Origin of the sequence: Kitasatospora sp. NPDC001547 (assembly GCF_042894165.1) — a bacterium.
Classification (GTDB): Bacteria; Actinomycetota; Actinomycetes; order Streptomycetales; family Streptomycetaceae; genus Kitasatospora.
In genome coordinates, this window is record NZ_JBIAVL010000005.1 from 418,183 (window position 1) to 441,376 (window position 23,194).

At 75.0% G+C, this 23,194-nt stretch carries 19 protein-coding genes; 11 read left to right on the forward strand and 8 right to left on the reverse strand.

What is annotated here, in order from left to right:
* Positions 1–79: 79 nt before the first annotated feature.
* The 3 genes from ACFY0X_RS12780 to ACFY0X_RS12790 form a co-directional block, all read right to left on the reverse strand.
* On the reverse strand, positions 80–811 hold the full coding sequence (locus tag ACFY0X_RS12780; RefSeq protein WP_387752829.1) for a class F sortase: 732 nt from the start codon (positions 809–811) through the stop codon (positions 80–82).
* A gap of 82 nt (positions 812–893) precedes the next feature.
* On the reverse strand, positions 894–1,346 hold the full coding sequence (locus tag ACFY0X_RS12785) for a hypothetical protein (RefSeq protein ID WP_387752831.1): 453 nt from the start codon (positions 1,344–1,346) through the stop codon (positions 894–896).
* Between the two features lie 285 nt (positions 1,347–1,631).
* Positions 1,632–2,423, reverse strand: a complete 792-nt coding sequence (locus tag ACFY0X_RS12790; protein ID WP_387752834.1) for a hypothetical protein — start codon at positions 2,421–2,423, stop codon at positions 1,632–1,634.
* A gap of 225 nt (positions 2,424–2,648) precedes the next feature.
* On the opposite strand from ACFY0X_RS12790, the gene ACFY0X_RS12795 reads away from it, so the two are divergent.
* From ACFY0X_RS12795 to ACFY0X_RS12815, 5 genes are all read left to right on the forward strand, one after another.
* Positions 2,649–3,932, forward strand: coding sequence for an MFS transporter (locus tag ACFY0X_RS12795; RefSeq protein WP_387752836.1), 1,284 nt, complete (start codon positions 2,649–2,651; stop codon positions 3,930–3,932).
* Positions 3,933–4,100: 168 nt separating this feature from the next.
* Positions 4,101–4,334 carry a hypothetical protein gene (locus tag ACFY0X_RS12800; RefSeq protein WP_387752839.1) on the forward strand — a complete coding sequence of 78 codons (234 nt, stop codon included), beginning with the start codon at positions 4,101–4,103 and terminating at the stop codon, positions 4,332–4,334.
* Positions 4,335–4,447: 113 nt separating this feature from the next.
* A complete protein-coding gene (locus ACFY0X_RS12805) occupies positions 4,448–4,996 on the forward strand; it encodes a methylated-DNA--[protein]-cysteine S-methyltransferase (protein WP_387752842.1) in 549 nt (182 codons plus the stop codon).
* 366 nt (positions 4,997–5,362) lie between these two features.
* Positions 5,363–6,781, forward strand: coding sequence for a family 2B encapsulin nanocompartment shell protein (locus ACFY0X_RS12810; protein ID WP_387752845.1), 1,419 nt, complete (start codon positions 5,363–5,365; stop codon positions 6,779–6,781).
* Positions 6,782–6,979: 198 nt separating this feature from the next.
* A complete protein-coding gene (locus tag ACFY0X_RS12815; RefSeq protein WP_387752847.1) occupies positions 6,980–8,029 on the forward strand; it encodes a family 2 encapsulin nanocompartment cargo protein polyprenyl transferase in 1,050 nt (349 codons plus the stop codon).
* A 161-nt stretch (positions 8,030–8,190) separates the two neighbouring features.
* Here the strand turns inward: ACFY0X_RS12815 and ACFY0X_RS12820 are convergent, their stop codons facing one another.
* Entirely contained in the window at positions 8,191–9,231 is a 1,041-nt protein-coding gene (locus ACFY0X_RS12820) for an NAD-dependent epimerase/dehydratase family protein (RefSeq protein WP_387752850.1), read from the reverse strand.
* A gap of 267 nt (positions 9,232–9,498) precedes the next feature.
* Between ACFY0X_RS12820 and ACFY0X_RS12825 the strand changes: the two genes are divergently transcribed.
* Complete coding sequence (locus tag ACFY0X_RS12825; protein WP_387752853.1) at positions 9,499–10,833, forward strand: DUF1254 domain-containing protein; 1,335 nt, start codon at positions 9,499–9,501, stop codon at positions 10,831–10,833.
* Between the two features lie 192 nt (positions 10,834–11,025).
* Here ACFY0X_RS12825 and ACFY0X_RS12830 read toward each other — a convergent pair whose 3' ends face one another.
* Complete coding sequence (locus ACFY0X_RS12830; protein ID WP_387752856.1) at positions 11,026–12,969, reverse strand: hypothetical protein; 1,944 nt, start codon at positions 12,967–12,969, stop codon at positions 11,026–11,028.
* Between the two features lie 159 nt (positions 12,970–13,128).
* On the opposite strand from ACFY0X_RS12830, the gene radA reads away from it, so the two are divergent.
* Positions 13,129–14,652, forward strand: a complete 1,524-nt coding sequence (gene radA, locus ACFY0X_RS12835) for a DNA repair protein RadA (protein ID WP_387752859.1) — start codon at positions 13,129–13,131, stop codon at positions 14,650–14,652.
* Positions 14,653–14,852: 200 nt separating this feature from the next.
* Complete coding sequence (disA, locus tag ACFY0X_RS12840; protein WP_387753192.1) at positions 14,853–15,911, forward strand: DNA integrity scanning diadenylate cyclase DisA; 1,059 nt, start codon at positions 14,853–14,855, stop codon at positions 15,909–15,911.
* 209 nt (positions 15,912–16,120) lie between these two features.
* Here the strand turns inward: disA and ACFY0X_RS12845 are convergent, their stop codons facing one another.
* Complete coding sequence (locus ACFY0X_RS12845) at positions 16,121–16,981, reverse strand: hypothetical protein (protein ID WP_387752861.1); 861 nt, start codon at positions 16,979–16,981, stop codon at positions 16,121–16,123.
* A 194-nt stretch (positions 16,982–17,175) separates the two neighbouring features.
* Here ACFY0X_RS12845 and ACFY0X_RS12850 point away from each other — a divergent pair, with 194 nt between their 5' ends.
* On the forward strand, positions 17,176–18,117 hold the full coding sequence (locus ACFY0X_RS12850; RefSeq protein ID WP_387752864.1) for an A/G-specific adenine glycosylase: 942 nt from the start codon (positions 17,176–17,178) through the stop codon (positions 18,115–18,117).
* Between the two features lie 69 nt (positions 18,118–18,186).
* Here the strand turns inward: ACFY0X_RS12850 and ACFY0X_RS12855 are convergent, their stop codons facing one another.
* A complete protein-coding gene (locus tag ACFY0X_RS12855) occupies positions 18,187–19,782 on the reverse strand; it encodes an MDR family MFS transporter (RefSeq protein WP_387752867.1) in 1,596 nt (531 codons plus the stop codon).
* Between the two features lie 221 nt (positions 19,783–20,003).
* Here ACFY0X_RS12855 and ACFY0X_RS12860 point away from each other — a divergent pair, with 221 nt between their 5' ends.
* On the forward strand, positions 20,004–20,645 hold the full coding sequence (locus ACFY0X_RS12860; RefSeq protein ID WP_387752870.1) for a TetR/AcrR family transcriptional regulator: 642 nt from the start codon (positions 20,004–20,006) through the stop codon (positions 20,643–20,645).
* Positions 20,646–20,683: 38 nt separating this feature from the next.
* Here the strand turns inward: ACFY0X_RS12860 and ACFY0X_RS12865 are convergent, their stop codons facing one another.
* Positions 20,684–21,622, reverse strand: a complete 939-nt coding sequence (locus ACFY0X_RS12865; protein ID WP_387752873.1) for a M23 family metallopeptidase — start codon at positions 21,620–21,622, stop codon at positions 20,684–20,686.
* Positions 21,623–21,979: 357 nt separating this feature from the next.
* Between ACFY0X_RS12865 and ACFY0X_RS12870 the strand changes: the two genes are divergently transcribed.
* Positions 21,980–23,170: a threonine aldolase family protein gene (locus ACFY0X_RS12870; RefSeq protein ID WP_387752875.1), complete on the forward strand. Its 1,191-nt coding sequence runs from the start codon at positions 21,980–21,982 to the stop codon at positions 23,168–23,170.
* Positions 23,171–23,194: the final 24 nt, after the last annotated feature.

Consider the following 23,194-nt stretch of genomic DNA (forward strand, 5'->3'; position numbering starts at 1 on the left):
CCACGGGGGCTCCGGTTCCGGGACGCGGCCCCGTGTCCCGCCGTCGGGCCGGACCGGGCCGGGCGGGGCGGCGTCGGCGTCAGGCCAGGTCCGCCAGCACGATGATGTTGTCCGTCCAGTGGCCGTCCGAGCCGATCCGTCCGCCGCAGGTGATCAGCCGCAGTGCGGGCGCGGGCGTGTCACCGTACACCTGCTCGGTCGGGAAGCGGTCCTTGGCGGCCTGGAGCAGGGTGCGGACCTTGAAGTCCACGGTGGCGCCGTCCGCGCGCCGGATCCGGATCAGCTCGCCGGGCCGGAGCTTCGGCAGCTGCTTGAAGACCGCCGGGCCGTGCGCGGTGTCGTAGTGCCCGATGAGCACGGCGGGGCCGGTCTCGCCGGGGGTGGGGCCGTTGCGGTACCAGCCGACCTCGTCGCCCCGGTCGGTCGGCGGCACCTCGACGGTGCCGTCGGGGTTCAGGCCGAGTTCGGCCACCGGGGCGTCCACCCCGACGGAGGGGACCAGCAGCCGGGTCGGCGGCGAGGGCGGGTACGGCTTGGGAGCGGCGGGTGCGGCGGGCGCGGTGCCGGTCGTGGCCCCGGCGCCCTGGGCCGCCGCCGGGGCGTCGGTCCCCCCGCTGCCGTGCCCGGAGGTCTCGACCCGTACCACCGGGGTCTCCCGTCCGGACAGGGCGAGCGAGGTGCCGAGCACCAGGCAGAGCAGGCCCGCGGTGCCGAAGGCGGTACGGCTCAGCGGGCCCGGGCCGGGCCGGGCGGCGCGTCGGCGCCCCCGCCGGCGGCCCTTGGCGCGTCGGCGGCTGTCGGTCCCCGCCACCGGGGCGGCCCCGGCGCCGCTTCCCCGACTGGCCGGGTACGGGGAAGCGGCGCCGGGGTGCCCGGCGGACTCGGGACCGGTGTCAGCCGCGCGCACCGGAGCGGCGGCGCAGGAGGGCGAAGCCCAGGCCCGCGGCGCCGACGGCCGCGACGGTGCCGCCGCCGGCGAGCATCAGGCCGGAGCCGTCGGAGGCGGCGGAGCCGTCACCGGCCTGCGCGGCGCCCTTGGGCACCTCGCGGACCTGCGCCGGCTGGGCGCCGCCGGGCGCGGCCGGGGCGGGCGAGGCGGCGTTCCTGGGAACGGCCACGGCGGGCGAGGCCTCGGGCTTCGGGGCCTCGGCCCTCGGGGCGGCCGGTGCGGGCGCGGAGGTCTTCGCCGCCGCGTCGACGTTCGGGCTGGCGACGCTGGGGGCGGCGGGCTTCGGCGCGCTGTCGGCCCAGGCCTGCCCGCCGGTGACGGTGGCCAGCAGCGCGGCGCCGGTCAGGGCGCAGGCCGCCAGGACGCGGCGGGCGGGCGAACGGTGGGTACGGCTCATGCGGGGTGTCTCCCTCTGCATCGGTCGGTGCGTGGTGGACGCCGCTCCGCGGTGCGGTTCGCGGGGTCCGCCGTGCTGGTGTCGCGGGACGTCCGTCGTCGGCGCCGGACGCGTACGTCCTCGTCGTGGACGCCCTCCCGGCCGGTTCGAAGGGGTCGGCCGGTGGCGTCGTGGACGACGGTAGGAGGGCCGTGTCGCGGTCCTCGGCCGGTCGTGTCACGGCCGCCCATCGGCTGCGTAACGGCGGCGCGGAGCCAATGGCGCCTCCGGCCGATGGCCGCGCGGCTACCGCGCCGACCGGAGCCGGCGGAGGGTCCAGTCCGGGCCGAGGGGTCGGGTGTGGGCGGAGAAGAGTTCGGCGGCGCGCCGGTAGGAGAGGCGGGCGTGGCCTGTGTGGGGGCAGCGGTCGCGGGCGGGGGTGCCGGCGGGGGCGCGGCGGTCGGTGAGGAAGAGCGGGCCGGCGGCGCGGCCGGCCATGAGGAGGGGGAGCAGCCGGGCGGTGCCGGACTGCCAGTGGACGGCGGGGTATCCGTGACGGGTGCGGCGGCGGGGCAGGTCGAGGTGGTCGGTGTCCAGGGCGAGGACGGTCTCGATCGGGGCGCCGGACTCGTGCAGCAGGTGCCAGAGCGTCTGTTCGCGCAGTGGCGCGCGGAGGGCGAAGAGGGTGCGCAACTGTTCGGCGTCCAGGGCGGGTTCGGCGGGTTCGGGCAGCCGGTGGGGGCGGAGGTCGGCGGTCGGGTCGTCGTCGAGCCAGCCCCTGGCCCGCCACCAGGCCACGGCCGCGCGCAGGGTGGAGAGTTCCCGGTTGAGGGTGCGCGGGTCGGTGTCTGCGCCGCGCCGGGCGGCCGCGGCGCGGAGCCGCGCGGCGGCGTCGGGATGGTCGAGCAGGGCGAGCGGCAGGACGGGCGGCCGGGCGCGCCGCCGTTCGTGGCCGGTGGGGGCGGGCCGGTCGGCGAGTGCCCACGCCCAGGTGTCCAGCGCGATCCGGTAGATCCGGCGGGAGCCGTCGGAGAGCCCGGAGGCGGCCAGGTAGCGCTCGACGGCGACGGCGTACTCGACCGGTGGGAGCTCTGCCACGGTCCGACCTCTTTCCGCAGTAAACGGCATTCCGGCGACATTCTCGAAGGCGCTCGATGTTACCCGCGTTTCGCGGTAAACGGCTAGCAAGTGGCAGGTGAGAGGCCTTTCGACGGGGCATTTACTGCGGTTGTCGCCAGCCTCGTGAAATTGATGCGAAAAGACTCAGGTTTTCTCCCGGAAACCCTTGAACCGCACTCCCGTCGAACCCCAGACTGGCTGCCCATGGCAGTGGACACAGACCGGATCCCGGCCCGCCGAAGGCGCCCGGGAGACCGTCTCGCCGTGCTGGGCGAGCGCGATTTCACCCGCTTCTTCATCGGGTACACGACCTCCCTCGTCGGCTCCTCGATGGCGCCGGTCGCGGTGGCCTTCGCGGTGCTCGACACCGGGGGAGACGGGACCGCGGGAAGCGGTACCGACCTCGGGTGGGTGATGGCGGCCCGGATCCTCCCGGTGGTGCTGGTGCTGCTGGCCGGCGGGGTGATCGCGGACCGGCTCGGCAGCCGCCGGGTGATGCTGGGCTCGGACGTGGTGCGCGGCCTGGTCCAGGCGCTGTTCGCCGGGCTGCTGGCGGCCGGGCACGCGCCGGTCTGGGCGATGGTCGCGCTGGTGGCGGTCTGGGGGGTCGGCGAGGGGCTGTTCATGCCGGCCTTCGGCGCGATCGTGCCCGACCTGGTACGCCGCAAGGAACTGATGGCGGACGCCAACACCCTGCTGGGGCTGGCCCGTTCGGTGTCCACCGTGGCCGGCCCCGCCACCGCCGGCCTGGTCACCGCCGCCTGGGGCCCGGCGGCGGTGCTGCTGGCCGACGCGGTGACGTACGGCGTCGGCGCGGTCGCGCTGGCCGGGCTGCGGCTGCCGGCGCGGCCGGCGGCGGTCGGCGGGGAGTCGATGGTCCGGGACGTCCGGGCCGGCTGGTCGGAGTTCACCGCCCGCCCGTGGCTGTGGATCACCACCGTGCAGACCGGCCTGTTCAACCTGCTGGTGTGGGCCCCTTTCCTGGTGCTCGGCCCGCTGCTCGCGCAGCGGGACCTCGGCGGCGCCCGGGCCTGGGGCCTGGTGATGGGCGGGTATGGCGCCGGCGCGGTGCTGGGCGGCCTGTTGATGCTCGGCCGCGCGCCCGCCCGTCCGCTCGCGGTGGCGTCCGTGGCGGCGCTGGCCTGGGCGGTGCCCTCCGGGGTGCTCGCGGCCGGGGCCGGGCTGCCCTGGGTGGCCGCGGGCGCGGTGGTGGCCGGGGTCGGTTCGGCGGTCTGCGGGACGCTCTACAGCACCACCACGCAGAAGTGGGTGCCGGTCGAACTGCTCGGCCGGATGACGGCCTTCGGCGTGCTGGGCTCCTTCGCCCTCGGCCCGCTCGGGCTGGCGGCGGCCGGTCCGCTGGCGGGCCGGTTCGGCGCGGACACCGTGTTGCTGATCGGGGCTGTCTGGCAACTGGCGGCCGGGGCCGTAGTGTTGGCCGTACCGGCGGTACGGAACCGCCGCTGGGAGGAGGGCCCGGACAGCTGACCAACCCCTCGGACGGCTCCGGGGCGCACCCCCGGCCCACCGCGCACCGCGCCCGGCCGGCCCCGGAGCGCAACCGGCTGCCCCTCCCGCGCACGTACGCCTCCGCGGCGGGCGGGGCGGCCGACCCGGTCGTACGGTGGAGGGCGGGGGTGACGGAGGAGGTCGATCATGCCCGGCTCGCTCACCATCAGCCACCACGAGTCCGCGGTCACCCTGGACCACGCGGACGCGGAGCGGCTCGCCACCGTCCTGGCGGAACTGGCGTACCTGCTGGAGATCCCGGGGCCCAACCGGATCAACGACGAACAGCTCGCCGTGCTGTGCGAGGGCCGCGCCCCGGTCCGCGCCGAACTGGTGCACTGGTGCGCGTCGAACGCCCGCGCGCTGAAGGGGCAGCTCTGACCGGAGCCGCCCGTGCCGCCGGCCGCCCGCCGTACGATGGCGCGCGGGGCGGGGACGCCCCCCGGGTGCCGGGGTGGCCGGCGGCCGGTCCGGCGGAGGGTGGGGGCCCGAGCGTGCCGCAGTCCTTGTCGATGTCCTGGCTGACCGTGCCCACGCCGCTGCCCAGCGGGCCGATGCACATCGCGGTGACCCCGCTCGGCGTGGCCTCGGCCGGGTACACCGGGCCGCGCGAGGGCGAGGCGCCGGCGTGCACCGACGCGTCGAAGGTCGCCGTCGTCACCGAGCGGATCGGCGCCTACCTGGCGGGCCGCACCCGCGAGTTGGGCCTGCCGATCGACTGGAGCCTGAGCTCCGGCCCGCACCGCGCGGTGCTGCGGACCCTCTGGCGCGAGGTGCCGTACGGCCGGACCATCACCTACGGCGAACTGGCCGCCCGCAGCGGGGTGTTCGAGGACGTCGCGGAGCCCGGCCTGGCCGCCCGCACGGTGGGGCAGATGATGGCGGCCAACCCCGTCCCCCTGCTGGTGCCCTGCCACCGGGTGGTGGCGGCGGACGGGCTCGGCGGCTTCGGCGGCGGCCGGGTCGGGATCGAGGTGAAGCGCTGGCTGCTCACCCTGGAGGGCGTGCTGGAGCCGACCCTGGACTGGAACGGCCCGCTGTAGCGACGGCGGGGCCGCCGACGGCGACGGGCCGGCCGTGCCCGGCGGCCGGCGAGGCGCGCTGAGCGTGTCGGAGGGTGGCGCGGGCCGGGGCCCGCATGGGGGAGGATGGGGCCGGTCGAGGCGCGGACGACGCGTGGCCGGCGCCCGGCCGAGGCCGGGCCGGGACCCGGCTGACGTGCGGAACCCCGATATGTTCGAATAAATAGTCGAACGAATATCGATCGGGTGATCTATTCGTACTATTTGTTCGGGCATTCTGAACCACTCGAACGAGTGATTGCGGGTCGCCCTCGAATGGGCCCACCATGAAGCTGCAACACGCATGTGCAAGGCGACACTTCATCGGGATATGCGAAGGGCTCCCCCATGTCGACCGAAACCAATGCCGGTATTCCCGCGCCCGGTGCGCAGTCGGAACTCCGGCAGCAGCAGAGTCTGAGCACGGCGGGCGCGCGGAACCTCGCGACGACCACCAAGTCCGCCCCGCAGATGCAGGGCATCAGCCCGCGCTGGCTGCTCAGGAAGCTGCCCTGGGTGCAGGTGTCCGGCGGCACCTACCGGGTGAACCGCCGCCTGCGCCACTCGGTCGGCCGCGGCCGGGTGAGTTTCGTCAAGACCGGGGCCGAGGTGCGGATCGTCCCGCCCACGCTGGTCGAGGTGCCGGTGCTGCGCGGTTTCCGGGACGAGGCCCTGCTGGAGGAGTTGGCCGCGCGCTTCGTGCAGCGGGACTTCGACGCGGGCGACGTCCTGGTCCAGGCCGGGGCGCCGATCACCGAGGTCTTCCTGATCGCGCACGGCAAGCTCGACCGGCTGGGCACCGGCAAGTACGGCGAGGAGACGGTGGTCGGCTCCCTCGCCGACGGCGACCACCTCGGCGACGAGGCGATCCGGCAGGACGGCGGCGACTGGCCGTACACCGTCCGCGCCGCGACCTCCGGCACGGTGCTGACGCTGCCCTGGCCCGCCTTCCAGGAGCTGCACGACCGCTCCGAGGCGCTCCAGCTCCAGGTCATCGAATACCTCAACGGCTTCCAGCAGGCGCAGAACAAGCACGGCGAGGCCGCGATCGACCTCTCCGCCGGCCACGAGGGCGAGTACGAGCTGCCCGGCGCCTTCGTGGACTACGAGCTCAAGCCGCGCGAGTACGAGCTGAGCGTCGCGCAGACCATCCTCAAGGTGCACACCCGGGTCGCCGACCTCTACAACCAGCCGATGAACCAGACCGAGCACCAGCTCCGGCTGACCATCGAGGCCCTGCGCGAGCGCCAGGAGCACGAGCTCGTCAACAACCCCGAGTTCGGCCTGCTCGGCAACGCCGCGTACGACCAGCGGTTCCAGACCCACTCCGGCCCGCCCACCCCGGACGACATGGACGAGCTGCTCAGCCGCCGCCGCGGCACCAGGATGTTCCTGGCCCACCCCCGGGCCATCGCCGCCTTCGGCCGGGAGCTCAACAAGCGCGGCCTCTACCCGGGGACGGTCGAGGTCGAGGGCAAGCAGCTCATGTCCTGGCGCGGGGTCCCGGTCTTCCCGTGCAACAAGATCCCGATCGTCGGGAGCACCAGCTCGATCATCGCGATGCGAACCGGCGAGGACAACCAGGGCGTCATCGGTCTGCACCAGACCGGAATTCCGGACGAATACCAGCCGAGCCTTTCGGTGCGGTTCATGGGAATCGACGAGAAGGCCATCATTTCCTACCTGGTGAGCGCCTACTACTCCGCCGCGATCCTGGTGCCGGACGCGGTCGGCGTCCTGGAGAACGTGGAGATCGCGCAGTACTGACGGTCCGCGGGGCCGGTCGCCGAGCCGCGCCGTCCGCCGGAGGCCGTTGGGCGGCTCCGGCGGACGGCGCGCCCCGGTGCAATACGGGCCCGGCCCGAGGCGGCCGGGGCGCGTACGACCGTGCCCGCCCCGCGGCGCAACTCCGGCCCGCCGTCGGCGGGCCGTCCCACGACAGGCGCCCGACAGGGGGAGACACCCATGACGAGTCCCATGCTGGAGCGGGACCACAAAGAGGGGCACGAGGCGGCGGACATCCTCGCCCGCACCCGCGCCCTGGTCGATCCGGTCCTGCGGGCCGCCGTCGACTCGCTGCCCGGCACCATGCGCAAGGTGGCCGGCTACCACTTCGGCTGGTGGGAGGCGGACGGCACCCCGGCCGAGGCCTCCGCCGGCAAGGCGATCCGGCCGGCCATGGTCCTGGCCGCCACCCAGGCGCTGGGCGGCAAGCCCGGCGAGGCCGTCGCCGCGGCAGCAGCGGTGGAGCTGGTGCACAACTTCACCCTGCTCCACGACGACGTCATCGACCGGGACGACACCCGGCGCCACCGGCCCACCGCCTGGCGGGTGTTCGGCACCACCGAGGCCATCCTGGCCGGGGACGCCATGCACTCCCTCGCGCTGCGCCTGCTCGCCGAGGACGGCCACCCGGCCGCCCAGGGCTCGATCCGCCGGCTCGCGGACTGCGTGGTCGAGCTCTGCGAGGGCCAGCAGATCGACTGCGCCTTCGAGCGGCGCAACGACGTCTCGCTGTCCGAGTGCCTGGCCATGGCGGAGGCCAAGACCGGGGCCCTGCTCGGCGCGGCCTGCGCGATGGGCGCCCTGTACGGGGGCGCCTCCGAGGAGGCGGCGCAGGCGCTGGACGGCTTCGGGCGGGAGATCGGCCTGGCCTTCCAGCTGATCGACGACCTGATCGGCATCTGGGGTGACCCCGCGGTCACCGGCAAGCCGGTCGGTGCGGACCTGGTCGCCCGGAAGAAGTCGCTGCCGGTGGTCGCGGCGCTGGGGTCCGGCACCGTCGAGGGCAAGACGCTGGCCGAGCTGTACGCGCTGGAGCGCCCGCTGACCGCCGAGGAGTTGGAGCGGTGCGCGGCGGCCGTCGAGGCGGCCGGCGGGCGCGGCTGGGCACAGGGCGAGTCCTGCGAGCGGATGGCCACGGCGATGGCGCAGCTGGCCGCCGCCGTCCCGGAGCCGGCCGCGGCCGACGAACTGCTGGCGCTCGCCGAGCTGGTCACCCGCCGCACGCACTGAGCGGGGTCGTCGGCCTCCAGCGCGGCCGGTCGCACGCACTGAGCGGGGCCGCCGGCGTCCAACGCGCCCACCGGAGTGGGAAGTCGGCCCGGTCGACTTCCCACTCCTGCTGTCCGGGGCGGCCGAGCGGTCGACCGACGGGGGGCAGCCGCTGCCGGCGGTCAGCCGAAGGCGGCCAACAGCCGCTGCTCCTTGGCGGGTTCGATGCCCTGCCGGACCGCCGCCCCCGGCCGCCCCTTGCGTCCCTCGGCGTCGGTGTCCTCGGCCGGTCCGCGCGTCCGCAGCCACTCCCAGGTGTCCCGGGCCGTCTCGGCGAACGGCCGGCAGCGCAGCCCGGCCGCCTCCGCCCGGCCGGTGTCGGCCAGCCAGGCGCCCGCCAGCTCGGGCAGGTCCGGTGCCCAGAAGGGGAGTTCGACCCACGCGCCGACCTGGTCCGGCCCCTCGGCGAGCAGCGGCCCGTCCGGTACCCAGACCAGCTCGGTGTCCGCGGCGCCCGCGACCTCCCGGCAGGTCTCCAGCCACGCGCCGAAGGTGAGCCGGCCGGGCGGCGCGGTGGTGACGAACCGCCCCGCCGTTCCGGCCGTCAGCAGGTCCAGCCCGAAGCCGGCGAAGTCCCGGACGTCGATCACCTGCATGGTCCGCTGGGGATCCCCCGGGGCGAGCACCCGGCCGCCGCGGGCCATCCGCTCCAGCCACCAGGGCAGCCGGCCGCCGAACTCGTACGGTCCGACGAGCAGCCCGCTGTTCAGCACCAGCGTGCGCCCGACGCCGAACCCCTCCAGTACGGCGCGTTCGCAGCCCGCCTTCAGGGCGTTGCCGGGCGGCTGGTCGGGCGGGGTGTCGGCGGGGCAGGGGTGCGGTGCGGAGTCCTCGTCGACCACCCGGGCGGGCCAGTCGGCGAAGGCGTGCACGGACGAGACGAAGGTGTAGTGGCCGGCCCGCCCGCGCAGCAGCCGGGCGCTGAGCGCCGCCTGGGCGGGCTGCTGGGCGGAGGTGTCGACGACGGCGTCCCAGCTGCGCCCCTCGACCAGCCGGGCGAGGTCCTCGGCGCTGTCGCGGTCGCCCCGGACGGCCTCGACGCCGGGCAGATCCGCGGCGCTGCGGCCGCGGTTGAAGGTGGTGACCCGGTGGCCCCGGGCGAGGGCCTCGGCGGCGTAGGCCCGCCCCAGGAAGGACGAGCCGCCCAGCAGAAGGATCTTCATGCCGACGAGCCTCTCCCGGCCGCCCCGCCCGTACGCCCGGATTCGCGGTCAGCAGACAGCGGCCCACCGGATGCCGCGCGGCGTCCGGTCCGACGTGCCGCCCCACCCGGCGCCGCTTAGCATCCGATGTGTACCGCGCTCGGCGACCGCACCCCGGCCCGGTGCACGACCCGGACGGCGGACCCACCCGCCGCAGCCGGCCCGAACGGCCGCGGGACGCCGAGCGGTTCCGCCGACCGGCCGCCCGCCCCGGACGAAGGACCCGCGATGAACCAGCCCGAGCTGGAGGCCCTGGCCGCCGACGCGTACGTCTACGGCTACCCGCTGGTCGCCGGCCTCACCATGGTCGAGCGCTTCGCCCGGGGCGGCCTGGGCACCCTCCCGGCGGCGCCGTTCAACCAGGTCAGCCACGCCACCCGGCTGGCGGGCCCGGCCGACGACTTCGTCTCGGTCAACAACGACACCGTCTACTCGATCGCCCAGCTCGACCTCTCCGAGGGCCCGCAGGTGCTGAGCGTCCCGGACACCGCGGGCGCCTACTACGTGCTGCAGTTCATCGACGCCTGGACGGAGAACGTCGCCTACCTCGGCCGCCGGGCCACCGGCACCGGCGCGCAGACCTGGCTGATCGTCCCGCCCGGCTGGCACGGCACCCCGCCGGACCCCAACCGGGTGATCGAGCTGCCGACCACCGTCGGCACCCTCGTCGGCCGCTTCGCCTGCACCGGCCCGGACGACCTGCCCCGGGTCCGGGCCCTGCAGGCCGGCCTGGAGCTGCAGCCGCTGGAACCCGGCGGCCTGGTCGCCGGACTGCCCGAGCCGGACGGGGACGTCCCCGAGCGGCTGGCCTTCTTCGAGCGGATGCGGGTCTGGATGCAGGCCTTCCCGCCCGCCACCACGGACATCGAGTACCAGCGCCGCTTCGCCCCGCTCGGCCTGCTGGACGACGGCGCCTCGCCGTACCGCGCGGCCGCCCCCGAGTGGACGCTCGCGCTGGCCAAGGGCCTGGCCGCCGGCCGGGAACGCGTCGAGGACGCCACCCGCCCGCCCGAGGACCACCCGCCCGGCGAGTGGCGCAGCGCGCTCCACCTCTTCGACTACAACACCGACCACCTGGGCCCCGGCACCCTGGACGACCCCGAGTGGCGCATCCCCGACCGCCGCGCCGCCTACCTCAGCCGGGCCGCCGCCGCCCGGGCCGGCCTCTGGGGCAACCACGCCTACGAGGCCTCGTACGCGATGACCTACGACGACTCCGACGGGCGGCCGCTGACCGGCGCGCACCGCTACACCCTGCGCTTCGACCAGCCGCCCCCGGCCGGGGCGTTCTGGTCCGTCACGATGTACTCCGTCCCGGACTACTACCTGGTGGAGAACCCGATCGACCGCTACTCGATCGGCGACCGCACTCCCGGCCTCGTTTACGACGAGGACGGCTCCCTCACCCTGACCCTCCAGCACGACCAGCCCGAGGACCCGGCGGCGGCCGCCAACTGGCTCCCCACCCCGCCCGGCGAGTTCCGCCCCATCCTCCGCATCTACCAGCCCGAGCCCGCCGTCCTGGACGGCACCTACCAGGTCCCGCCGATCCACCGGCTCTGAACACCCCGCCCCCACCGAGGCGCCCGCGCGAGAAGTCGGCCGGGCCGACTTCCTGTGCACCGCCCGGTGCCCGCTATTTGCCATGTCCGAGGGGTGTGGCGAGGTGTTCGGGGTGGGCGTTGTCGTGGCCGTGCCTGCATGAGAAGTCGGCGGGCCCGACTTCCTGTGCAGTCTCTGCGGCTGTGCCCGCTGTTACTGCCCCGAGGGGGAGGCTGTTGCCGTGCCCGAGGTGTCCGACGTGGGGGCCGCCGTGGTCGTGCCCGAGGGGGACGGGGAGCCGGACGAAGACGGCGACGGGGACGACGTCGGTGAGCCGGAGGCGGTGGGGGACGTGGTGGGCGAGGCGGTGGCGGACCCGGTCGGCACCGGTGTGGTGGGCGGTGTCGAGGGGGGAGTCGAGGAGGGCGACGGATCGGCCGGGGAAGTGGCCGATCCGCCGCGGTTGTGCGGCCCGCCCTCCAGGGTGACCACCGCCTGCGAGGGCGGCAGCGCGATCCGGGCGGTCCAGGGAGTCGTCGGCGCCCGGTCCTCGTCCACGGTGACGATCACGGTGATCCGCTGGCCGGGCGCCAGGGTGCCGGAGTCGCGGCTGAGCCGGAGCCAGTCGGCCTCCGTCACCGCGTGCCAACGGATCTCCGTGGTGCCGGAGTTGGTGAGGGTGAGGACGGTCCGGTTGCCGTACTCGCCGGCCTCGACGGTGAGCAGCCCGGCCGGGGCCGGATCGCCCGTGCCCGTCGCGGAGGCCCGGTCGACCAACGGGGCCGGTGCGGCGACCAGGCCGGGGCCGTCGAGCGGGGTGGCGCCGTGGGTCGGGACGGGGATCACCGCGCCTTGGAAGAGGAGCCGCGGAAACCCGGGAAGCAACGTTTCTGCACCGCCCGCACCGGCGCCGCCCCCGCCCCCGACCATCCCGGCCCCGGCTCCCGCCAGCTCCATCCCCGGCATCCGGGACGCACCCGGCCCCGCCGGACCGTCCACCGCCGGCCGCGGCCGCTGCCCCGTGGGCCGCCCGGTCTCGTCCACCCGCACCGCCGAGACCGCGGCCGCCGACCCGGCCCCGCCACCGCCCCGGTGCCCGGCCCAGAGCGCGACCACCGGCGCCGCCAGGACGGCCGCGAGCACCCCGGTGGTCACCACCCGCCGGCGCACCGCCAGCCCGCGCCCCGCGTCCGGCGCCCGGTGCCGGGGGAAGCCGCCCTGGTCGAACCGCGGCCCCGGCTCCGCCCCCCGGGCCGCCGCCGCGCCGGTGACCGAGCCGGTGACCGCGGCCGCCCCGGATAGGCCCGCCGGAGCCCGCAGCAGCGCCAGGCCCGACAGCCCCGCCGCACCCTCCGCCGCCTCGCTCGCGGCCACCCGCTCCGCCGTCCCCCGGCAGGTCGGGCAGTCCACCACGTGCTGCACCAGCTCCCGCCGCAGCGCCGGGCCGAGCACCCAGTCCCGCCAGGACTCCGCCCCGGCCCCGCCGAGCCGGTCCAGTTCCGGGCAGCTGCCCACGCCGAGCACCAGCAGCGCCGCCCTGGTCCTGGCCACCTCGGCCTCGGCCCCGGCCAGCAGCGCGCGGGTCCGCTCGAACGGCAGGCCCAGCACCGCCGCGACCTCCAGCGGGGTCAGCCGGTGCCGGACGGACAGCTCCAGCGCCTCGCGCTGTTCCGGGTCGGTGCCGGCCGCCTCCGGCCAGGCGAGCGAGGACAGCTCGCGCCGTCGCCGGGCCGCCTCGGTCTCGTCCGGCTCGGCCCCGGGCGCCCGCCCGGCCCCGGTGCCGGTCACGTCCGGGCCGTCGCCCGCGAGCCGGCGCAGGCAGCAGTACCGGGCCAGCGAGAACAGCCAGGCGCGCAGCAGCCCGGGTTCGGCCAGCCGGGCGCCGTGCCGCCGCGCCAGCTCGCGGACCTCGCGCAGGGCGTCGGCGGCCGCGTCGTGCTCGCAGAGCACCGAGAGGCAGTAGGTGAACAGGCCGTCCACCTGCCGGTCGTACGCCGCGAGCGCGGCGGCGGCCCGCGGCCCGGCCGTCCGGGCCGTCCCGGTCGCACCGGCCGCCCCGGCCGTCGGAGCCTGGGCGCCCGTCCCACCCGACCGGCCCGACCGGCCCGCCCCACCCGACCTACCCGACCAGGTCGGACCAACAGTTCTCGTCGTCACCCGTCCGACGGTAGAGAACGCGGACGGCTGATCCCGGCCATTCGCCGCGTATGTACTTCTTTCGGGTAACAACATCGCCCATCTGTGTGGACGCGCGGCGAGCCGCCGGGCGAGCCGGACGGCCCGTCGCTGTCGGACCCAGGCGCTACGGTGGGCCGCATGCCTCCGCGTTCCAAGACCACCGCCAAGCCCCGCCCGGCGTACCGCTGCACCGAGTGCGGCAACCAGTTGCCCAAGTGGGTCGGCCGCTGCCCGGAGTGCAACGCCTGGGGCACGGTCGAGGAGTACGGCGCGGTGCCGATCCGCACCACGGCCGCCGGCCCGGTCAGCGCGCCCGCCCGCCCGATCGCCCAGGTGGACGGCCAGGTCGCGACGGCCCGCTCGACGGGCGTGCCGGAGCTGGACCGGGTGCTCGGCGGCGGCCTGGTGCCCGGCGCGGTGGTGCTGCTGGCCGGCGAGCCCGGCGTCGGCAAGTCCACCCTGCTGCTGGACGTCGCCGCCAAGGCGGCCACCGCGCAGCACCGCACGCTCTACGTCACCGGCGAGGAGTCGGCGAGCCAGGTCCGGCTGCGCGCGGACCGGATCAACGCCCTCTCCGACCACCTCTACCTCGCCGCCGAGTCCGACCTCGGCGCGGTGCTCGGCCACATCGAGGCGGTCAACCCGGGCCTGCTGATCCTGGACTCGGTGCAGACCATCGCCTCCGCCGAGCTGGACGGCGCCCCCGGCGGCCCGGCCCAGGTCCGCGAGGTGGCGGGCGCGCTGATCCGGGCGTCCAAGGAGCGCGGCATGGCCACCCTGCTGGTCGGCCACGTCACCAAGGACGGCCAGATCGCCGGCCCGCGCCTGCTGGAGCACCTGGTGGACGTGGTGCTGAGCTTCGAGGGGGACCGGCACGCCCGGCTGCGGCTCATCCGCGGGGTCAAGAACCGCTACGGCGCGACCGACGAGGTGGGCTGCTTCGAGCTGCACGACGAGGGCATCGTCGGCCTGGCCGACCCGTCCGGCCTCTTCCTGACCAGGCGTGACAAGCCCGTCCCCGGCACCTGCCTCACCGTCACCCTGGAGGGCAAGCGCCCGCTGGTGGCCGAGGTGCAGGCGCTGATGGTGGATTCGCAGATCCCCTCCCCGCGGCGCACCACCTCGGGCCTGGAGTCCCCCCGGATCGCGATGATCCTGGCCGTGGTCGAGCGGCACGGCGGGGTGAAGCTCGGCAAGCAGGACATCTACACCGCGACGGTCGGCGGGGTGAAGCTGACCGAGCCCTCCGCGGACCTCGCGGTGGCGCTCGCGGTGGCCAGCTCCTCCACCGACACCCCGCTGCCCAGCAACCTGGTGGCGATCGGCGAGGTCGGTCTGGCGGGCGAGGTGCGGCGGGTGACGGGCGTGCAGCGGCGGCTCGCCGAGGCGCACCGGCTGGGCTTCACCCACGCCCTGGTCCCGCCGGACCCGGGCAAGGTGCCGCCGGGCATGAAGGTGGTCGAGGTGGCCGACATCGGCGAGGCGCTGCGGGCCATCCCGGGCCGTCGCCGCTCCGCCGCCAAGCCGCGCACCGAGGCCCGCGGTGAGGCACCGTCGGCGCCGCCGGCCCCGCGCTCCGCCCGGGCCGCGGCCGGCCCGGCGGCGTACCCCGAGGAGCTGATGGAGGGCTGGGAGCCGCTCGACTCCGACGAACTGCGCTGACCCAAGCCCTGCCGAAGCCACACACAGTTAGACTTCCCCCAGTCTCATTGGCCAGAAGGCAGTACCGAGCGGTACTGAGCGACAGAGCAACAGACCGCGGACCGGCGCACGGCGCGAGGCGCGCGGCACGGGTCGACCGGAGGAGTCACGTGGCAGCCAGCGACCGGGGGGCGGACAAGGCCTCCCGCGAGGAGGCCCTGCTGCGGGCCTCCCTCACCGCCATCGCGCCCGGTACCGCGCTTCGTGACGGCCTGGAGCGGGTCCTGCGGGCCAACACCGGCGGTCTGATCGTGCTGGGCTTCGACAAGGCCGTCGAGTCCCTGTGCACCGGCGGCTTCGTGCTGGACGTCGAGTTCAGCGCCACCCGGCTGCGCGAGCTGTGCAAGCTCGACGGCGCGGTGGTGCTCGACAAGGACATCACCAAGATCGTCCGGGCCGGCGTGCACCTGATGCCGGACTCGACCATCCCCACCGACGAGACCGGCACCCGCCACCGCACCGCCGAGCGGGTCAACCGGCAGACCGGCTACCCGGTGGTCGCGGTCTCGCACTCGATGCGGCTGATCGCGATGTACGTCAACGGCACCCGCCGGGTGCTGGAGGACTCCACCACGGTCCTGTCCCGCGCCAACCAGGCACTGGCGACGCTGGAGCGCTACAAGCTGCGCCTGGACGAGGTGGCCGGCACGCTCTCCGCGCTGGAGATCGAGGACCTGGTGACGGTCCGGGACGTCACCGCCGTGGCCCAGCGCCTGGAGATGGTCCGGCTGATCGCCACCGAGATCGCCGGCTACGTGCTGGAGCTCGGCATCGACGGCCGGCTGCTCTCGCTCCAGCTGGACGAGCTGATCGCGGGCGTGGAGCCGGAGCGCGAGCTGGTCGCCCGGGACTACTTCCCGGAGCGGGCCGCCAAGAAGGGCCGGACGGTCACCGAGGTGCTGGCCGACCTGGAGGCGCTCACCCACGCCGAGCTGCTGGACCTCCAGACCGTCGCCAAGGCGCTCGGCTACTCGGGCACCCCGGAGTCGCTGGACTCCGCCGTCTCGCCGCGCGGCTACCGCCTGCTGGCGAAGATCCCGCGCCTGCCGAACACCGTCATAGAGCGTCTGGTCGAGCACTTCGGCGGCCTCCAGAAGCTGCTCGCCGCGAGCATCGACGACCTGCAGACCGTCGAGGGCGTCGGCGAGACCCGCGCGCGCTCGGTCCGCGAGGGCCTGTCCCGCCTTGCCGAATCGTCCATCCTGGAGCGCTACGTCTGACCGGACGCGCCCCCGTACGGACGCCGGAACCCGGCGATGGCCCCCGGAGAAACGCTTCTCCGGGGGCCGCCGCATGTCCGCCAGGCTCGTTCCCAGGCAAAGACGAAACCCCCGGACACGACGGAGTCCCCGGACACGACGGAGCCCCGGGCACGACGGAGCCCCCGGCCGCTCGACGGCCGGGGGCTCCGGGGGAAGTTGACCGGTTCTCAGCTGTCCAGCCGGATCGAGGCCCGCGCCGAGACCTTGTCCCCGGAGAGCCCGGTGAGCTCGGCGAGCACCACGTAGGTGCCGCTCGGCGGCGGCGTCTGGTCGGCGGTCGCGCACTGCGGCTTGCTGCGGCTGCGGTCCCAGGTGAAGGTCTCGGTCTGGCTGCCGCCCGCGCCGAGCTGCACCCAGATGCTGCCCTTGTCGGCCGGGCAGTCGCCGGAGGACCAGACCCGGTCGTTGTTGCTGCCGCTCACCGTGATCACGGAGGCGGTGCGGCCCAGGTCCACCCGGCAGTTGGTGCCGGAGGAGTTCTTGACCGTCAGGGCCAGCCGCGGCTTGTCCTTGGGCTGGTACGAGTTCTGGGTGCCGGCCAGCTCCAGCGCCACCTGCGAGGAGGCGCAGACCGGCAGCGCCATGATCTCGGGGGTGTTCACCGCCGGGGCGCCGCCGCCCGGGCCGCCGGAGCCGCCCGTACCGCCACCGCCACCGGCGCCGCCGGCGGCCGGCGCCGCGCCGCCCCCGGGGGCCGGGTTGGCACCGGCGCCGGTGCCCCCGCTGAGGTTCACCTCGGTGCCGCCGCCGCCCGCGACCGGGCCGCCCCCGGCGCCGCCGCCACCCGGGCGCGCCGCGGGGCCGCTCGGGGAGGCGCCGGGCGTGATGGCCTGGGCCGGGGTCTGGTTCTGGGACGGAACGGCCTGTGCGGCCTTGCCCGATGAGCCGCCGTCACCGCCCCCGCCCTGATCGATCATCAGCCAGGCGATCAGCGCGACGACCGCCGCGACGGCGACGAGCACGACGACGCGCCGACGCCAGTAGATCGAGGCCGGCAGTGGTCCGACGGGTTGACGCAGAGAAGGCACGACCAAACTCTACGAGACTGTGTGTGGCGATTGACTCACCAACACCGCACAGTCACCCCTTCCTTCACATGATCCGCCATTTGATCCGTTCGAGCGAGCGCCAATCGGACGATTTCCGGGGAGTTTCCCGGGAGGATCCGGAGCGGTCTGATCCACTTCGGCCCGGTCGGCGGGCATGGGAGGATCGAAGGGCCATGACTGCCATCACCGCCACCGCCGCCGACGCCGTTCCCGCCCCCGCCGGCGCCGTCCGGCCGCCGCTGCCCCTGCCGCTGTTCCACTCGACCGTCCTGGACTGGTACGAGGCGAGCAAGCGCGACCTGCCCTGGCGGGCCCCCGACGCGACGCCCTGGGCCGTCATGGTGAGCGAGTTCATGCTCCAGCAGACCCCGGTCAAGCGGGTGCTGCCCGCCTGGGAGGCCTGGCTCACCCGCTGGCCGACCCCGGCCCACCTCGCCGCCGAGGCGCCCGGCGAGGCGGTCCGGATGTGGGGCCGGCTGGGCTACCCGCGCCGGGCGCTGCGCCTGCACGCGGCCGCGGTGGCGATCACCGAGGAGCACGAGGGCGAGGTCCCGGACGACCACGCCACCCTGCTCTCGCTGCCCGGGGTGGGGGAGTACACCGCCGCCGCCGTCGCGTCCTTCGCCTTCCGCCAGCGGCACGTGGTGCTGGACACCAACGTCCGCCGGGTCTTCGCCCGCGCGGTGACCGGGGTCGAGTACCCGGCCCAGGCCACCACCGCCGCCGAGCGCCGCACCGCCACCGCGCTGCTGCCGGACGACGCCGAGACGGCCGCCACCTGGGCGGTCGGCGTGATGGAGCTGGGCGCGCTGGTCTGCACCGCGCGCGGCCCGGAGTGCGGGGACTGCCCGCTGTTCACGGCCTGCGCCTGGCAGCGGGCCGGACGCCCGCCGTACGAGGGCCCGGCCCGGCGCGGCCAGTCCTACGAGGGGACGGACCGCCAGGTGCGCGGCAAGCTGCTCGCGGTGCTGCGCGAGTCGCACGGGACGGTGCCGCAGGCCCGGCTGGACGCGGTCTGGCCGGACGCGGTGCAGCGGGCCCGGGCACTGGACGGCCTGGTGGCGGACGGCCTGGTCGAGCCGGTCGAGCAGGGCGTCTACCGGCTGCCCCAGTAGGCGCCACGCACGAACGGAAGGCGCCCCCGGGCGGACGAACCTCCCGGGGGCGCGTACGGGGCGGAGCCGTCAGACGGCCGCCGCCTCCAGCGAGGACTCGGCCGGCTTCTCGTCCTTGCCGGCCCCGCGCAGCGGCACCTCGCGCAGGAAGAACGCGGCGGCGATCGCGATCACGGCCACCCCGGCGCCCCACAGGAAGACGGTGTGCATGCCGTTGGACACCGCGTGGTGGTAGGCGTCCTGGACGTTCTCGGGCAGCTTGCGCAGGTCGGCCATGCTCATCTGGCTCGGGTCCTGCACGCCGCCGCCGGCGGTGGCCTGCCCGCCGAGCTTCTCCGTCATGGTGTCGGTCACCCGGCTGTTGAACAGGGCGCCGAACAGCGCGACGCCGAAGGAGCCGCCGATGGTGCGGAACAGGGTGGCGGTGGAGCTGGCCACGCCCATGTCCTTGAGCTCGACGCTGTTCTGCGCGACCAGCATGGTGATCTGCATCAGGAAGCCCATGCCGGCGCCGAGCACGACCATCCAGCAGGCCGAGGTGAAGCTGCTGGTCCCGGTGCCCATGGTGGAGAGCAGGAGCAGGCCGGCGGTCATCACGAGGGTGCCGATGATCGGGTAGATCCGGTACTTGCCGGTCTTGGTGACGGCCTGGCCGACCACCAGGGAGATCACCAGCATGCCGAACATCATCGGCATCAGCAGCAGGCCGGAGTTGGTCGCCGAGGCGCCCTGGACCGTCTGCTGGTAGAGCGGCAGGAAGACGGTCGAGCCGAACATCACGAAGCCGACGATGAAGCCGATGATCGAGACCAGGGTGAAGTTCAGGTTCGTGAACAGGCCCAGCGGCAGCATCGGCTCCTGCGCCCGCTGTTCCACGTAGCAGAAGGCGATCAGCGAGGCGGCAGCGAGCGCGGCCAGGCCGAGGATCTCCTTGGAGCCCCAGGCGTACTCCTGGCCGCCCCAGGTGGTGATCAGCACGAGCGAGGTGATGCCGACCGTGAGCAGGACCGCGCCCGGGTAGTCGATCTTCGCGGTGCTGCGGACCTTCGGCAGCTTCAGGGTGACGACGACCACGGCCAGCGCGACCACGCCGAGCGGCAGGTTGATGTAGAAGGTCCAGTGCCAGCTGAGGTGGTCGGTGATGAAGCCGCCGGCCAGCGGGCCGCCGATGGTGGCGAGGGCCATCACCGCGGCGAACATGCCCTGGTACTTGCCGCGGTCGCGCGGCGGGACGAGCGCACCCATGATCGACATGACGCCGACCATCAGACCGCCGGCGCCCAGGCCCTGGACGGCGCGGAAACCGATCAGCTCGTTCATGTTCTGCGACAGGCCGGACAGCGCCGAGCCCACCAGGAAGACCACGATCGAGGTGAGGAAGGTGCCCTTGCGGCCGTAGAGGTCGCCGAGCTTGCCCCAGATCGGGGTGGAGGCGGCGGTGGCCAGCGTGTAGGCGGTGACCACCCAGGACAGGTGCTCGGCGCCGCCGAGGTCGTGGACGATGGTCGGCATCGCGGTGCCGACGATCAGGTTGTCGAGCATGGCCAGCAGCATGGTGACGACCAGGCCGACCATCACGAGGCGGATCTCGCGCGGTGACCGCGGTTGCTCCTCCTCGGCCGTCCTGTCCTCCGGCACCGGGCCGGCGGTCTTGGGCTGTGACATGAGGTGGGTCTCCCGGAGGGTGGTGCGGACGGAGCGTCGTGCCGTGCGGCGGCTCACTTACTTGTCGCCCGGCTAGTTTATCGACCGTCGGCACGGTAGGTTGTTCCCTAGCCGGTCGTCAAGCCAGTTTCTCGACCGACCGTCTGGGCAGGGAGAATGAGCCCGGGGCGGACACCACCCCGGGGTCCGCAGTAGTCACCGACGCAGTCATGAGGCAGGCCATGGGCACTCCGCACAGCCCCCGCAGCGACACCCGGGCTCGCATCATCGAGGTGTCACTGGAGCTCTTCGCGGAGCAGGGCTACGAGCAGACCTCGCTGCGCGAGATCGCCGACCGCCTGGGCGTCACCAAGGCCGCGCTCTACTACCACTTCAAGACCAAGGACGACATCGTCCTCGGCATCGTCGAGCGGATGGCCGCACCGATCGACGAGACCATCGCGTGGGGCCGCAAGCAGGCCTGGAGCCCGACGACGCGCGACGAGCTGATCCGCCGCTTCGCGGACGGGATGGCCGAGCGGGCCCCGCTGCTGCGCTTCTTCCACGAGAACCAGCCCGCGCTGCGCGAGTCCCCGGCCGGGCTGGCCTTCAAGGACCGCATGATCACCATGATGCAGCTGGTGCACGGGCCGGAGGCGGACTTCCACGACCGGCTGCGGGCCGCGATGGCGCTGTTCACCGTCCACTCGTCGCTGTTCCTGCTCAAGCAGGACAGCGCGGACTGCGGCGAGGCCCGGAACGTGTGGGGCGAGCAGCCGCCCCCGGCCGGCCTGGACGAGGCGATCGGGGCGGCCCGAGACATCGCGCTGGAGATCGGCGCCGGGATCCGCCACTCCGCCCCCGGCCACCCCAGCGCGGGCTGAGGGTCGCCAAGGGCGCTCAGTGGAGCACCCGGGGCGGCTCAGAAGTTCGTGACGCCGTGCCCCGCGAGGTACGCGATCGGGTTGACCACCGCGCCGTAGCGGTTGCTGGTGCGGATCTCGAAGTGCAGGTGCGGGCCGGTCGAGTTGCCGGTGCTCCCGGAATACCCGATCCGCTCGCCCGCCGGCACCCACTGGCCCGCGGAGACGCTGACCGAGGACATGTGGGCGTACTGCGCGAAGTGGCCGTCCGCCAGCCGCAGCACGACCTCCTTGCCGTACGCGCCGTCCCAGCCGGCCGAGACCACGGTCGCGTCGCCGACCGCCAGCAGCGGCGTGCCCGGGGAGACCGCGAAGTCCACCCCGGTGTGGTACCCGGCCGCGTAGCTGCGGTTGGGCTTCCCGTACGGGTTGCTGGTCGGCGCGTTCGGCACCGGCGCCGACCACCCGGGAGCCGGGGCGGGCTCGGGCTCGGGCTCGGGTGCAGGGGCGGGCTCGGGGGCCGGCTCGGGGGCGGGTTCCGGCTCGGGCGCCGGAGCCGGCGGTTCGAGCGGCAGCAGGTTGGCCGCCACCGCCACGAACTCCTGCGCGGAGTCGCCGTCGTCGGGCAGCTTGTACGGGCTGGGCCCGGCCACCTGGACCAGCCCCGCGCTGGGCACCTCCGCCCTGGGCACGGTGAAGGCCGAGCTGCCCGGCGTGGTGGGCAGCACGGTCTGCGCCGAGGCGGTGCCCGGGGTGGCCACCAGCAGCACCCCGGCGAGCAGCACGGCGGCCGCTCCGGCCGAGACCAGGGCGTGGTCGTGCTCGGCCCGCTGCCGGCTGCCCGGCAGCGTGGTGTGCCGGGGCGACGCGAGCGAGCGCAGCGGTGCGGCCTGGGTGCGGACGGCGTGGCCGATCCGGGGCAGCCAGACGGCGGCCTGGGCCGCCGTGCGGGCGGCGAGCCGGCGCAGGGCCGGCCCCACGGGCGGGACGGTGGACATCGCTTGCCGTACCTCACGGTCGAACGAGGGCAGCACGAGGAGCCCGTTCGGGCGCGTGCTGAGCGGGGGACCACTCAGGTGTAACGGTCACCGAGCGGAGTCCCAAACGGTGTGACGTACTACGGCGTGTAGTCATCGTGGCGCCGGAGATTCAAACCGACGGAGTAATGATCATGTGATCGGATCGTCGGTGCCCGCCTCGCGGCGTCCGCCGGTTCCCCGGCCCCCGCTACTACCGTCGGTCGTACCGCGCCGGAGGCCTGTGACCAGCACCACGCGCGGCCGGCGTTTGGCGGGCTCGAACCGCTTTCGGTCCGCACCGCTGACCGGCCAGGCCCGCTGCGGGACCATCGAGCCATGTACGGCAACAGGAGTGAAGTCCCCGACGCCAGTGGCCGGCCGGCCCTGCCGGACCGCCGCTTCGCCGCCCTGCGCGGCTGCGAGCGGCTGCTGTCCGGCGTCCGGCCGCAGACCATCCGCGAACGCCTCGCCGACCTGGCCGGGCCGCCGCCGGACGCCGCCCCCGGCCCGTACGGCGGCGCCGACCTGGACGGCCGCCCGGACCAGTACGGCGACGGCGTGGTCCGCACCCTGGAGCAGCGGGTCGCCGAGCTGCTCGGCACCGAGGACGCGGCCTTCTTCCCGACCGGCACGATGGCCCAGCAGATCGCCCTGCGGATCCACGCCGAGGCGGCCGGGACGCGCACCGTGGTCACCCACCCGCTGGCCCACACCGACCGGCACGAGCGGCACGCCCTCGGCGTCCTGTCCGGCCTGCGCAGCCTCTGGCCCACGACCGCGCCGCGCCAGCCCACCGCCGAGGAGCTGCGCGCCCTGGACGAGCCGTACGCCGCGCTGAGCCTGGAGCTGCCGCTGCGCGACGCCGGGTTCGTGCTGCCCGGCTGGGCGGAGCTGGTGGAGCTGGCCGCGGTGGTGCGCGAGGAGCACGGTGCGGCGCTGCACCTGGACGGCGCCCGGCTCTGGGAGTCCGCGGTCGCCCTCGGCCGGCCGCTGCCGGAGGTCGCCGCCCTGGCCGACTCGGTCTACGTGTCCTTCTACAAGACGCTCGGCGGGATCAGCGGCGCCGCGCTGGCCGGCCCGGGCGGCCTCGTCCGCACCGCCCGGGCCTGGCGGCACCGCTACGGCGGGCAGCTCTACCAGCAGTGGCCGTCCGCGCTGGCCGCGCTGACCGGGCTGGAGCGCGAACTGCCGCGGCTGGCCGGGTACGTGGCGCACGCCCGGATCGTCGCCGGGGCGCTGGAGCGGGCGTTCGCCGCCGTCCCCGGCGCCCGGGTGCACCCGTCCCCGCCGCACACCCACCAGTTCCAGCTCTGGCTGCCGTACCCGGCGGGGGAGTTGGAGGAGGCCGGGCTCGGGCTGGCCGAGGACACCGGGACCGGGCTGTTCGGCGCCTGGCGCGAGGACGGGCCGCCGGGGCTCTCGATGACCGAGGTCACGGTCGCCGCGCCCGCCCTCGACTGGACCGGCGCCGACGTCGCGGTGGCGGCCGCCGCCTTCCTGGACCGGCTGCCGGCCGTCCGGTCCTGACAAAGCGTCCGGCCCGCCCCCGCG

Excerpts from the sequence above, each read along its gene's own strand:
- ACFY0X_RS12850 (WP_387752864.1), top strand. The coding sequence starts at position 17,176 with ATGACTGCCATCACCGCCACCGCCGCCGACGCCGTTCCCGCCCCCGCC.
- ACFY0X_RS12810 (WP_387752845.1), top strand. The coding sequence starts at position 5,363 with ATGTCGACCGAAACCAATGCCGGTATTCCCGCGCCCGGTGCGCAGTCG.
- ACFY0X_RS12815 (WP_387752847.1), top strand. The coding sequence starts at position 6,980 with ATGACGAGTCCCATGCTGGAGCGGGACCACAAAGAGGGGCACGAGGCG.
- ACFY0X_RS12800 (WP_387752839.1), top strand. The coding sequence starts at position 4,101 with ATGCCCGGCTCGCTCACCATCAGCCACCACGAGTCCGCGGTCACCCTG.
- ACFY0X_RS12820 (WP_387752850.1), bottom strand. The coding sequence starts at position 9,231 with ATGAAGATCCTTCTGCTGGGCGGCTCGTCCTTCCTGGGGCGGGCCTAC.
- ACFY0X_RS12870 (WP_387752875.1), top strand. The coding sequence starts at position 21,980 with ATGTACGGCAACAGGAGTGAAGTCCCCGACGCCAGTGGCCGGCCGGCC.
- ACFY0X_RS12785 (WP_387752831.1), bottom strand. The coding sequence starts at position 1,346 with ATGAGCCGTACCCACCGTTCGCCCGCCCGCCGCGTCCTGGCGGCCTGC.
- ACFY0X_RS12855 (WP_387752867.1), bottom strand. The coding sequence starts at position 19,782 with ATGTCACAGCCCAAGACCGCCGGCCCGGTGCCGGAGGACAGGACGGCC.
- ACFY0X_RS12795 (WP_387752836.1), top strand. The coding sequence starts at position 2,649 with ATGGCAGTGGACACAGACCGGATCCCGGCCCGCCGAAGGCGCCCGGGA.
- ACFY0X_RS12825 (WP_387752853.1), top strand. The coding sequence starts at position 9,499 with ATGAACCAGCCCGAGCTGGAGGCCCTGGCCGCCGACGCGTACGTCTAC.
- radA (WP_387752859.1), top strand. The coding sequence starts at position 13,129 with ATGCCTCCGCGTTCCAAGACCACCGCCAAGCCCCGCCCGGCGTACCGC.
- ACFY0X_RS12860 (WP_387752870.1), top strand. The coding sequence starts at position 20,004 with ATGGGCACTCCGCACAGCCCCCGCAGCGACACCCGGGCTCGCATCATC.
- ACFY0X_RS12865 (WP_387752873.1), bottom strand. The coding sequence starts at position 21,622 with ATGTCCACCGTCCCGCCCGTGGGGCCGGCCCTGCGCCGGCTCGCCGCC.